At 45.8% G+C, this 11733-nt stretch carries 13 protein-coding genes, 1 tRNA gene and 1 pseudogene; 6 read left to right on the top strand and 9 right to left on the bottom strand.

Going from position 1 to position 11733, the window contains the following annotated elements:
* Positions 1–686: 686 nt before the first annotated feature.
* Positions 687–821 (top strand): annotated as a pseudogene (locus L693_RS28775) (transposase); the annotation flags it as partial.
* Positions 822–990: 169 nt separating this feature from the next.
* Here the strand turns inward: L693_RS28775 and gndA are convergent.
* Both gndA and L693_RS0103875 read right to left on the bottom strand, forming a co-directional pair.
* The gene (gene gndA, locus L693_RS0103880; RefSeq protein WP_025716140.1) at positions 991–2397 is read right to left on the bottom strand and encodes an NADP-dependent phosphogluconate dehydrogenase; all 1407 of its coding nucleotides are present in this window, start codon (positions 2395–2397) and stop codon (positions 991–993) included.
* A gap of 173 nt (positions 2398–2570) precedes the next feature.
* Positions 2571–3170 carry a hypothetical protein gene (locus L693_RS0103875; protein WP_025716139.1) on the bottom strand — a complete coding sequence of 200 codons (600 nt, stop codon included), beginning with the start codon at positions 3168–3170 and terminating at the stop codon, positions 2571–2573.
* A 278-nt stretch (positions 3171–3448) separates the two neighbouring features.
* Between L693_RS0103875 and L693_RS0103865 the strand changes: the two genes are divergently transcribed.
* On the top strand, positions 3449–4081 hold the full coding sequence (locus L693_RS0103865; protein ID WP_025716137.1) for a YktB family protein: 633 nt from the start codon (positions 3449–3451) through the stop codon (positions 4079–4081).
* 24 nt (positions 4082–4105) lie between these two features.
* Here L693_RS0103865 and L693_RS0103860 read toward each other — a convergent pair whose 3' ends face one another.
* Entirely contained in the window at positions 4106–5392 is a 1287-nt protein-coding gene (locus tag L693_RS0103860; RefSeq protein WP_025716136.1) for an MFS transporter, read from the bottom strand.
* A gap of 186 nt (positions 5393–5578) precedes the next feature.
* Between L693_RS0103860 and L693_RS0103855 the strand changes: the two genes are divergently transcribed.
* Complete coding sequence (locus tag L693_RS0103855; protein ID WP_025716135.1) at positions 5579–7054, top strand: aminotransferase class I/II-fold pyridoxal phosphate-dependent enzyme; 1476 nt, start codon at positions 5579–5581, stop codon at positions 7052–7054.
* Between the two features lie 112 nt (positions 7055–7166).
* Here L693_RS0103855 and L693_RS0103850 read toward each other — a convergent pair whose 3' ends face one another.
* Both L693_RS0103850 and L693_RS0103845 read right to left on the bottom strand, forming a co-directional pair.
* Entirely contained in the window at positions 7167–7472 is a 306-nt protein-coding gene (locus L693_RS0103850; RefSeq protein WP_007431055.1) for a DUF1292 domain-containing protein, read from the bottom strand.
* Positions 7473–7551: 79 nt separating this feature from the next.
* Positions 7552–8109: a hypothetical protein gene (locus tag L693_RS0103845; RefSeq protein ID WP_025716134.1), complete on the bottom strand. Its 558-nt coding sequence runs from the start codon at positions 8107–8109 to the stop codon at positions 7552–7554.
* Between the two features lie 201 nt (positions 8110–8310).
* Between L693_RS0103845 and L693_RS0103840 the strand changes: the two genes are divergently transcribed.
* On the top strand, positions 8311–9072 hold the full coding sequence (locus tag L693_RS0103840; protein WP_025716133.1) for an MBL fold metallo-hydrolase: 762 nt from the start codon (positions 8311–8313) through the stop codon (positions 9070–9072).
* Between the two features lie 118 nt (positions 9073–9190).
* Here L693_RS0103840 and L693_RS0103835 read toward each other — a convergent pair whose 3' ends face one another.
* Together L693_RS0103835 and L693_RS0103830 are read right to left on the bottom strand one after the other, a co-directional pair.
* The gene (locus tag L693_RS0103835; RefSeq protein WP_025716132.1) at positions 9191–9427 is read right to left on the bottom strand and encodes a DUF3892 domain-containing protein; all 237 of its coding nucleotides are present in this window, start codon (positions 9425–9427) and stop codon (positions 9191–9193) included.
* A gap of 102 nt (positions 9428–9529) precedes the next feature.
* Entirely contained in the window at positions 9530–9973 is a 444-nt protein-coding gene (locus tag L693_RS0103830) for a GNAT family N-acetyltransferase (RefSeq protein WP_025716131.1), read from the bottom strand.
* A gap of 139 nt (positions 9974–10112) precedes the next feature.
* Here L693_RS0103830 and L693_RS0103825 point away from each other — a divergent pair.
* Positions 10113–10184 (top strand) — tRNA-Val (locus tag L693_RS0103825).
* Positions 10185–10278: 94 nt separating this feature from the next.
* Here L693_RS0103825 and L693_RS29770 read toward each other — a convergent pair.
* A complete protein-coding gene (locus L693_RS29770) occupies positions 10279–10407 on the bottom strand; it encodes an SAM-dependent methyltransferase (RefSeq protein WP_231503515.1) in 129 nt (42 codons plus the stop codon).
* A 30-nt stretch (positions 10408–10437) separates the two neighbouring features.
* Positions 10438–10944 carry a GNAT family N-acetyltransferase gene (locus L693_RS0103815; RefSeq protein WP_025716130.1) on the bottom strand — a complete coding sequence of 169 codons (507 nt, stop codon included), beginning with the start codon at positions 10942–10944 and terminating at the stop codon, positions 10438–10440.
* A 385-nt stretch (positions 10945–11329) separates the two neighbouring features.
* Here L693_RS0103815 and L693_RS0103810 point away from each other — a divergent pair, with 385 nt between their 5' ends.
* On the top strand, positions 11330–11704 hold the full coding sequence (locus L693_RS0103810; protein ID WP_025716129.1) for an IS5 family transposase: 375 nt from the start codon (positions 11330–11332) through the stop codon (positions 11702–11704).
* Positions 11705–11733 lie beyond the last annotated feature (29 nt).

Here is an 11733-nt window from a genome sequence, read left to right as displayed (position 1 = left end):
GTTACTGGTATGTATATTTTTTGTGCAAATCCAGACGATGCTGTTGGACTTGATTAGGAAGGGCAAAAGAGCCATTATAGCAATCGCTAAGATGATTCTTATCGCTATTTGCAATAGGCTTGCTACCGGAGAAAGAATGGAATCTAAGTGAATATTTATCCTAATAATACAAATTTATTCTTGGTTTTGTCAATACTCTCCGATATTTCAATTCACTCAAAAGGCGACAAAGTTCATTAAATGAATCTACATGTAAAATGGGATACAGTAAGCTGTTATCTCGACGGATTTGGAAATGAAATTATCGGGTGAATTCAGTTATAAAATCCTGTATATGGCAATTTTTCCACTACAGGCTTTTCACTGTGTACTAAATACAAATTAGTCAGTAAAAATTCTCATCTGCTAGCGTACACCAGCGCCCGGCGGACATGCGATGCCTGAAGCCTCATCTGGAGCACGTCAAGAAGACGCAGGGCAGATCCTGACATTTCACCGCGAAAGCCGGACGGTGACGGAAAGCGGTTATGAGATTCGAACCCGTCACTGCCGAGTGCAGATTGAAGCCAGTGTCACTGAAAGCCGAAAGCACCAAAGTGAAAGGAAACCGGGAAATCGCGGTCAGCTTGAACTAGAAACAGATGCGGGAGCGGCTGCGCAGCGAGGACGGGTATGTGCTTTCGGTACGGCGCATGATCGAGCCAGAGAGTGTGTTTGGGCAAATGAAGAACAACCGGGGATTTCGGCGTTTCCTGCTTCGCGGCTTACCCAAAGTAAGCCTGGAGGCCGGGTGGCTTTGCCTTGCCCACAATCTGCTTTAAAAAGCAGCGATAGCGGAAAAACGCAAACGGGACAACGTAGGATAGGTCTCTGCGTTGTCCCATTTGAACGTATCGGTGGTAATGCTCATCATCGATACGATTTTCAGGGGTATTTGAGACAGCCCCTTTATTTTATAGTGCTATTCTTATATATCCATTAATCCGTTTATTAGAACCATTGATGATGGAATACGCCTTCTTTGTCCACACGTTTGAACGTATGTGCGCCGAAGTAGTCACGTTGCGCTTGCAGCAGGTTTGCTGGCAAACGTTCAGTGCGGTAGCTGTCATAATATGCAAGCGCGCTGGAGAATCCAGGCACTGGAATACCTTGGGATACAGCTACAGAAATCACCTGACGCCATGCATTTTGATAATTTTCTACTACGTTTTTGAAGTAGGAATCCAGCAACAGGTTTTTCAGGGCAGGATCACGGTCATATGCATCCTTGATGTTTTGCAAGAATTGTGAACGGATAATGCAGCCGCCACGGAAAATCATAGCGATTTTTCCATATTTCAAATCCCAATTGTATTCATCGGAAGCTGCACGCATTTGAGCAAAGCCTTGAGCATAAGACACGATTTTACTTGCAAACAGTGCCTTACGTACGCTTTCGATAAATTCTTTCTTGTCGCTGCTGAAGGATTCAGCATTAGGACCACTCAGCACTTTGCTTGCGGCAACCCGCTCGTCTTTCATGGCAGACAAGAAGCGGGAGAATACGGACTCGGTAATCATGGACAGTGGTACACCCAGATCCAGTGCACTTTGGCTTGTCCATTTGCCAGTACCTTTTTGACCTGCTGCATCCAGAATAACATCTACCATTGGTTTGCCTGTTTCAGGATCATATTTGGAGAAGATGTCAGCCGTAATTTCAATCAGATAGCTGTCCAGTTCGCCTTTATTCCACTCCGTAAAGATTTCATGCAACTCTTCAGCACTCACGTTGAGGACTGATTTTAACAGGTGATAAGCCTCACCAATCAATTGCATGTCGCCATACTCGATACCGTTATGCACCATTTTTACGTAGTGACCAGCACCGTCAGGACCGATATATGTACAGCATGGGTCGCCCTCCACTTTAGCAGAGATTGCCGTCAGAATCGGCTCTACCAGTTTGTAGGCACTTTCTTGTCCACCCGGCATGATGGCAGGACCGTTCAAGGCACCTTCTTCACCACCGGATACGCCTGTACCAATAAAGCGAAGTCCTTTTTCTTCCAGCTCCTTGCTGCGACGTTGTGTATCAGGGAAGTAGGCATTGCCTCCGTCTATAATAATGTCGCCCTTGTCCAGATGAGGCACAAGCTGTTCAATCGTAGCATCTGTTGCTTTACCCGCTTGAACCATGATCAGAATTTTACGGGGCGATTCCAGTGAGTTCACAAATTCTTCAATGGAGAAAGTACCCGTCAGTTTTTTACCTTCTGCTTCTTTGATAAGATCGTGCGTTTTTTCTGGAGAGCGGTTAAAAACCGAGACGGTGAAGCCTCTGCTCTCAATATTAAGGGCCAAATTCTTACCCATTACCGCCAGGCCGATCACACCAATCTGCTGTTTTGCCATCTGGTTCCTCATCCTTTGCAACATATTTTTTATTCTATATCGCCGCTTTACCGCATTACACTTTATGTGAATCGGAACACGCGCACTTCTATTTTAACGTTTTTGGTGTCAGAAGTGAACCCCTGTCTGTTTGCAGAGCAAAACACCCCATTTTCATGAGGTGTTCAGATGTGCTACGCTTCCATCATCAGCAGTTGGCGGGATAGCGTTTGCAGGTGCTCTTGGCATTTCCCGGCTTTGGCCTTATCTCCCTCAGTTATCGCCATGAACAACTTCTCCAATTCATCGTCCACTTCCATTTTGAGCAACAGTAACCGGGCTTCACCTTCATTGGAGGCGTACATATCCTCCATTTCCTGTACTGACAGCACCGGTCCCTTCTGATAAATGACACGCTGCTTAAAGCCAGTTACCTCGACCAGACGAATGACCTCACCGAACAAAATATTTTCCACTAAAATATGATGGTCCTTGACTCTTTTGACAACGGCATGACCCCGGGTGCTTCCAATCAGCTTCTCCAGCCACTCGGCCAGCTTGGCATCGCGGATCACATAATCTCCAGCCAGCTTGTAGTGTCCTGTGCGCAATTGTTGAAAACGGAGCTTCACCAGCTTGCGCCCGGTTCTCACCGACAAAACCAGATACGACTCATCCTCGCTCCAGTACAGCGAATACCCTTCCGATATCAAATCCTTGATCAGATTATGGATATGCCGACGGCTAAACCGGAGCTCTAGATTACAATATTCTACCTCACAGCCCTTGTTCACGGCATTCCCTCCTTTTTCAAGTCCGATTCAAGAAGTCCGGCTACAGCAAGCCTGCGGCTTTCCCGCTTGATCTTCCCTTGCTCTATTTTATACTTCATTTTATGTAAGGGTACTTGGTTATTTGACCTATTTTTATGAGTAACAGCGCACAATCCTACTTTCGCCTTATATGCTTGTACCAAGCCCGGTCTAAAGTCGGTCAAGCCGGTTGACATTATGCTATAATCGGACATATTACGCCAAACGATATGGATTAACCAGATACAGGAGGAAACGGAATGACATTCAGTGGATTTACTGCAAAAGACTTTGAGGTTTTTGAAATACCGGGGCTGGAGCCTCGCATGGAGGTATTAATTCAGCAGGTTCGCCCCAAGCTGGAGGCGATTGGCGAGAAGCTAGCCCCGTTCCTGACAGACTTATGTGGCGAAACTATGCATGTTCACGTTGCTAAGCATGCACGGCGAAAAGTCAATCCTCCCATAGACACTTGGGTGGCGTGGGCAGCGAATAAACGCGGCTACAAGGCGCTGCCGCATTTCGAGGTAGGTATGTTCGCTTCCCATATCTTCGTCATATTCGCAATCATTTATGAAAGTCCGAATAAATCCACGTTTGCCCAGGCGCTTGAAGCCAACCTGAGCGATGTGCGCGCTAACATACCTGGTCATTTTTACTGGTCCATGGATCATATGGCTCCAGAAGGCACAGAACAGCAGCAAATGGACACTAAAGCGTTTCAAAACATCATTAACAAGCTGCACCAGGTGAAAAAAGCCGAGGTGATGTGTGGAGTCCGTATTGATCGGAATGACCCTCTCGCCAGTGACGGAGCAGCGTTGCTGCAGACGGTACGCTCCACTTTTGAGCAATTGCTGCCACTGTACCGGATGGCTTTTCCGAAAGAGTAGCCTCGCTCGCTTTTAAGGCAATGTTTAGGCCCGAACGGTTCTTCTACGCGGATGACGCGCCAGAGCCAAATGGCAGCCAAACATAAGCAGCATCACGACACCACTAATGATAAATGGGGCTGTGTGTCCTGCACGGTCCCATAGGAATCCTGACACGAGCGGACCAATAACCATACCCGAGCCTTGGAGCGTAAGAAAAAACCCCCATACTGTCGCTCGTTCGCTTTCCGGGATCAGTTGGGCTAGAAACGTATTCCAAGCAGGCAAAATGAGAGCATATCCTAAACCAATAAGCGCGACGGCTAAGAACACCAACGGAATAGATCGGACAGTTGAGAAGAAAAACAACGTAATTCCGGCAAGCAAAAAACCAATGTGCAGAAAATACTCGGTTCCAAGTCGGTCAACCAGCTTACCGCACGGAATCAGTGCCAGTACAGTCACCCCACCGCCTGCAATCAAAAGCACGCTGTACAGGTTCGGTGAAACTCCGAGGTCCGTCCTTGCGTACAGCGTCAGTACCGGGCTGATCAGACCAATAACAAACGACTGCAGGAACAGTGCCGGATAAATAAGGGGATTGACGTTTAGCTTGGTTTTGAGCGTGCGGATCGTTTCCTTGATTCCTTTCCATAGTTGCTGCTTTTGCTTTATGCCCCTACCGGAAGACACTGCAGCGCTTCGTCGGGGGTCTCTTGCAGCAGTTATTTTGTTCGATCCAGGCAGCATGAGGGCAACCAACAGCAGTACGATGCTGCACCCTATCAAAATCAGAAACACCATTCCGTAAGAATGCCCATAATATGCCATAGCAAAGTTCATAACGAGCGGCCCAAGCCCCGTCCCGCCCATGGACGCAATTTCCAGTGTGCCCATCGCTGCGCCGTTGCTGTTATTAGGTCCGGACATTTCAGTCGTTCCGGTCATGACACAAGGCCAAAGTGGAGAGGTGCCCAGTCCGAGCAGCAGGCACGCTACCACGAGCCACACAGGCTCTGTCAGCACGCTTAGCATTATGATCGCCACAAGTGTAAACAACAGCGCGGTCGACATCGTTCCCCGGTAGCCGAGCCGTTCGGCCATCCAGCCCGCCGGCGCCCGGAACGCATTGTCGCCAAAATATTGAAGTGAAAAGGCCAAACCGATTATGCCCGCCGACAGCCCGAGTGTTTCCCCCATATATACCGGCAGGATGGCCACCAATAGAGAGCCCTTCATAAATTCGACCAGAAATACCAGCACCCATAATTGTGCAAAAAAAGGAGACCATAACCGCTGCGATACAGCTTTTTTCTGTCCAATTTGCCTCATCCGTCCCACATCCTCACCTTCGTTTTTTGGATTATCAAGTCCAGGTTCTCCCACTACTGCACTCTTCCACAAATAAATGCATCCTTAACCGCTTGCATTCCTACTTCAAACTGCTATACTCAATTTTGTTCTATTATCAATTGCACAGGATTGTCGAATCCTGCATGAAAGGTTGTGACAACACTAATGAATCAAAGCAACACCCCGCTTTTTACTGCTTTGAAAAAGCATGCTCAGAGCAACCCGGTTCAATTTCACATCCCAGGTCATAAAAAGGGAGTGGGAGCAGACCCGGAATTTCGCGAATTTATGGGGGATAATGCCTTTTCCATAGATATGATCAATATCGCTCCATTGGACGATCTGCATCAGCCATCAGGCGTGATCGAAGAAGCTCAAAAACTTGCAGCAGAAGCCTTCGGAGCTGATTATACTTATTACAGTGTACAGGGGACAAGTGGAGCCATCATCACCATGATTATGTCCATTTGCTTGCCGGGTGATAAAATTATTGTACCCCGAAATATACACAAATCCATAATGTCTGCCATTATTTTCGCCGGTGCAAAACCGGTATTCATATCTCCAGTCAGTGATGAGGATCTCGGTATTCACCACGGGGTTACAACCAAGTCCGTACGCCGGGCGTTAGAACGCCATCCTGACGCCAAGGGCGTCCTTGTCATCAACCCGACATATTACGGTGTGTGCGCCGATCTGAAGGAAATTGTAGATCTCGCTCACAGCTATAATGTGCCGGTCCTGGTCGATGAGGCTCACGGAGTACTGATTCATTTTCATGCTGATCTGCCGATGTCCGCCATGGAGGCGGGAGCAGACATGTCAGCTACGAGCGTTCACAAGCTGGGCGGTTCCTTGACACAAAGCTCGATTCTGAATGTGAATACAAAGAACGGATACATTAATCCGCAGCGTGTTCAAACTATTTTCAGTATGCTGACTACGACATCCACTTCGTATATTCTGCTGGCTTCGTTGGACACATCCCGACGCAACCTGGCACTTAACGGCCATGAAATAGCACAACGCGCTCTGGATTTGGCTGAATATTGCCGTGCAGAGGTCAACAAGATTGAAGGCCTGTATTGCTTTGGAAGTGAAATTCTCGGCACTGAAGCCACCTATGATTATGATCCAACCAAAATTACGGTTCATATCCGCCATTTGGGCCTTACCGGGTACGACGTGGAAAATTGGCTGAGAGATCACTACAATATCGAGGTTGAGCTTAGCGATATGTACAATATTCTCTGTCTGGTGACCCCGGGGGATACCAAAGAGGATGTTGAAATTTTATTGAAAGCTCTGCGTGAGCTGGCTTCTATGCATTATTCTACAGGTCAGCAGCATGAACTGGTTGTAAAAATACCCGATATCCCGCAGCTCTCTCTCATTCCGAGAGACGCGTTCTACGGAGATACGGAAGTCGTTCCATTCAAGGAATCAGCTGGTCGTATTATTGCAGAGTTTATTTATGTATATCCGCCTGGTATTCCGATCCTGCTGCCGGGCGAAGTGATTTCTCAGGACAATATTGATTATATTGTCGATCATGTAGAAGTAGGCCTGCCTGTTAAAGGGCCTGAGGATCGGACGGTGCATCAGGTGAAGGTTATCGTCGAAACGGACGCCATTTCATAATGCAGACCTGAGAAGCCCTGCTTGAATATTTGGTCAACAAAAAAAGCCCCCGCTTTGGGGGCTTTTTAATGTCTTGAAGAGCATTCTAACAGCTGCTATATCCAATCCAATTCTATTCGTATTGGGCAACAAGCTCGCTATATGCAGCTTCTACACGTTTCCATTCATCTTCGTCCTCAATATTGTAAAGCACCATTTCTTCGTTTTCTTCTTCCATACGAAGAATAATGCCATCCGCTTCAGGATTGCCTCGCTCCAGCAGAAGGGCGTAAACGTGATCTTCTACGTCAAAGGTCTCTACCAGCACCATTTCTACATCTTTACCATTTTCATCAGTTAGCGTAAGAACCATTTCTTCATGTTCGTGGTCATGATCGTGGTTGCAGGCTTCACCGTGTTCATGTTTGTGATCACTCATGGAAATACCTACCTTCAAATTGTTTTATTTTCCCTCGTATCGTAACATGATCAAGGATGCAGGTCAATTTGGGGTATGCCTAATTTATTGCTGTAATGACTTTTTCGGACACTAATGTATAGCTGCTGTCTTTGCTTTCTTTAATGTAAAAACCGACACGGTAATTCCCTGCTGTTTTGAAATCATACGTAAAGTCATTGGTACGGAACCAGAAGTTATCCTTTTGTGCTCCTTTGATATCCTGGGACTGAATATCCTTTACATTGCCTGAAGGGTCGGTGATTGCTACCTTCACTCCAGAGATATCCGTTTTCAAGGTATCAATTTGACTGAATACATTGAATTTCACCTTGTTGCCCTTATTCACGTTACCAAATACAGTATCTCCCTTGAATAGGAACATATGCACATTAGGCTGGTCGAAAACAACTTTTCCGCCAGAAGGATCAAAGTTTACCAGTCCGTTAAAGTCACGAATAGGCACGTACGTTTTCCCATCAATGACAACTGCGCTATCCTTCGACACCTCTCCATTAATGATCAGCTGCACTTGGTCCTTAGCGGATTCCGCCGAAATGACGGTCCCTCCCATTATCGAAAAGGCCATCATTAAGGCCATCACTTTTCTCCATTTCATCACTACATATCCCTCCATCGTTATCTGTTAAAAAACCTTCTGTTGTACATTTATACCTAGCTCAGCAGCACAAGTTGCGCTGTGCTTCACAAATTGTCCAAAGTTTTTGCATAGAAAGCCAAATCCTTTAGTTCCAACAGTATAGATGATAAAATACGACTGTAGATGTCCTATACACATAGCCTGGAGGGTGAGCCTAAAATGAGTCTGACGATACAAATGCTGGGTACAGGTAGTGCCTTTGCTAAGCATTATTATAACAACAACGCGCTGCTGGATAGCGGAGAAGGCAAACTGCTAATTGATTGCGGAACTACCGCTTCGCTGGCTCTGCACCAAATGGGCGTCCCCTTGCCTGAAATTGACGCCATTTTAATCACCCATATTCACGCGGATCATGTCGGAGGTCTGGAGGAATTCGGCTTTCAAATGAATATTCTCCATCGTCGCAAGCCTAAGCTTTATATCGCTGAGCCATTAATCCATCCACTATGGGAGCATACGCTCAAGGGCGGGATGGCGCAGCAAGGCATGATTGAAAAACTCGAAGATGTTTTTGAAGTAAACATACTAATACCTGGTAAATCTGCTACATTAGTATCTGGTATCAAGGTGGAACTCATCCCTACGCGGCATATTCCCGGTAAAAACAGCTACTCCCTATTTATTAATGGTCGTCTTTTTTATAGTGCAGATATGATTTTTGATCCTGATTTGCTTCATCATCTGGTGTATGAGCGAGGATGTCAGAGCATTTTGCATGAGGTGCAACTGCAAGGTGCAGGAGAGGTCCATACGACACTGGACGAGCTGCTAAACTTATCAACACCTCTTCAAGAGCGAATTCATCTGATGCATTATAGTGATGATATGGAACAATTCCGGGAAAAGGCTGGAGTCATGTCCTTTCTGGAGCAACAACGCAAGTATGACCTTGCCGAATTGGAACGTGCAAAACAGTAATACTAATACACTCGAGAAAATAACAAAGAGCCGCCAAGCCTTCCTATAGAGGATAACTGGCGGCTTCTGTATATTCTTGCGTTTGGTATGGGCTTAAATTTTAGTGTTGGAACCAAGGTCAGAACAACGGCAGCTGATCCAGATTATTGGTAGGATCCCCATCGGCATCGCCGCGAATTCGTTTGCTTCCATCCTTCGCCTTGAACACATTTACACCTGCAATCGCGCCTGCTTCAATCTCGTTCAATGCCTGATTATAATCCAAAATCCGACCGGTGGACGTCTGAAAAGATGTAAGATCGCCATCACCGTTTTTGCGTACTGCTGTGATCTGTTCACGTTCTGTGTTAGCCATGCTGCATCGCTCCTTATCCATAGTATAGTGGAGGAACTTTTACTAGCATGCACGGTGTACAGAATAATATGCATCACAAGCTTATTATCTTGTACGAATCGTTTACAGCTCTTTACGCATGCGTACGTGCGGTATTCCGGCATCGTCAAAAGGTTCATCGGATACCGTCTCATAACCGAGCTTTTCATAAAACTTTTCAGCTTGACATTGGGCATCCAACAACGAATATCTTAGACCCAGCTCACGCGCGCGCTCTTCCAGTGCCAGTAGCAATATACGCCCATAACCCGCTGCACGATGCTCCTTAAGCACGGCAATACGCTGCATTTTAGCAGTATCGTCCTCATAATACGTCAGCCGACCAGTAGCCACCATTTCACCGTCTTCACAAATTAGCAAATGATGGACGTCATCTCCCAGCTTGTCATAATGATCAATCTCCAGCTCCAGAGGCACCTTTTGCTCCTCAACAAACACTTTGGTACGGATAAATATTGCTTGCTGGAGCTGTTCCTCTGTCGTTACACTTACAATTTCTGCGGCCATCCTCTGCTCTCCCCTATGACTAATTCAATTGACTATCCCGGTAAATTTGAATTATATATATAAATGATGATGAAGTACAAGTTGTCTTTATTTTTTGCTTTACATATATGGTTAATATATGATATTATCTAGTAACCGCAGGACGGTAGCTCAGCGGGAGAGCATTATCTTGACAGGGTAAGGGTCATGGGTTCGATCCCCATCCGTCCTATACGTCAAAAGCCTTGATGATCAAGGCTTTTTTGTTTTTTAGAAATCATTGAATAGAAAAATAGCGTCGTAATCAGCACCATTTTTCTATTCCTCTAGCCTTCTAACACCGTTACGCCAAACTTTTGTGCAAGATAGATGGAAGTAAGTCCGGTCCCACGTCCCAAATCCAGCATTCGCATTCCTTTTTGCAGATGCAGATTTCCAGTTAGTTCCTCGATCATGATAATCGAACTAGGCCCCTTGAGCCTCTCCTACTTCTTCATTTGATATTTCCAATAAAGCAATTCTTCATCTTTGTGATCAAGTTGGAACCCCAATTTCAACAACACATTCCTAGAGCTGATATTGACAGATTCGCATCTCGCCGTAATGATTTGGACCTCGTTATGCTTTATGGCCCATTCTATTAATTTTTGAGCCGCTTCAAAGCAATAGCCTTTGCGGCGATGGCTCTCATTCGTTGCAAAACCGATTTCAATCCTACCGTCCTGATCGGGTTCTCCTAAAAAACCAATCCCCCCAACAATTTCTTGTGTATCCTTAGCCACAATGATCCATGAATCAAATCCTCTAGTTCCATTATTTTTGATCAGAAGCTCTTGAAAGTACGATAATGCTTCAAAAAAATCTGTACCCGGCCATTCGCCGTTGGTTTTGTACCCCATAGCTTCAATAGCACGGATATCACGCCGAGCTGCTGCTTCGATTAAATCCAGATCAAGTGTTTTTAATATAAGTCGATTCGTTTGAACTTTCATGTATTGTCCACCTTTCTTATTGAAGAATACAGACCAATTGCTTAGAATGGTTCTCTCTCATTCAAGACATCTAGCCATCCCTCCATTGATTAAAATAGAAAAGGGCAGGAATGAACATACGTCATCTCTACCCTAAAACCCGATATTTAATCCACAAAAAAATCCGCGCTGAACCAGCACGGATGTGGACTCTTTATAACATCAAGTATCCCTAAGGATTTGGTTATATCCGTTGTTTTCAACTAATTCCGAAGCTTCAAAACCCATCCGTATTACAAAAATTGGACAGACGGATAGCGGGTGTATGAAAACTTCTTTTTATGGAATTGGATTAGGGCCTGTACGCAAACTGTACAACCCATAGAAATCTAGTAAAATAAGGAATATGAGACGAAGATATGAGTTAACAGATGAAGAATGGAATATCCTTGAACCCTTGCTGCCCCCGGCCCGAAAAAAACAAGGAGGACGTCCACCTAAAGATCGGCGTCAGATGCTGAATGCCGTGCTATGGGTTGCTCGAACGGGAGCGCCATGGCGAGATTTACCGAGTACGTATGGTCCTTGGTCTTCTGCCTATAGTTTTTTCTGGCGGTTGCAAAAAGCAAATATTTGGAATGAAATCTTGAAGCATGTCGCCATCGAACCTGATTGGGAGCAAGTGATGATTGATGCTACCATCGTTCGCGTCCATCAGCATGGAGCGGGCGCAAAAGGGGGCAGGATCGGCAAGCCATCGGGCGTTCGCGCGGAGGATTAACCACCAAAATTCATGCGATGGTGGATGCG

Origin of the sequence: Paenibacillus sp. 1-18 (assembly GCF_000520755.1) — a bacterium.
Lineage (GTDB): Bacteria > Bacillota > Bacilli > Paenibacillales > Paenibacillaceae > Paenibacillus > Paenibacillus brasilensis.
This window is presented reverse-complemented; position numbering and strand designations above follow the sequence as displayed.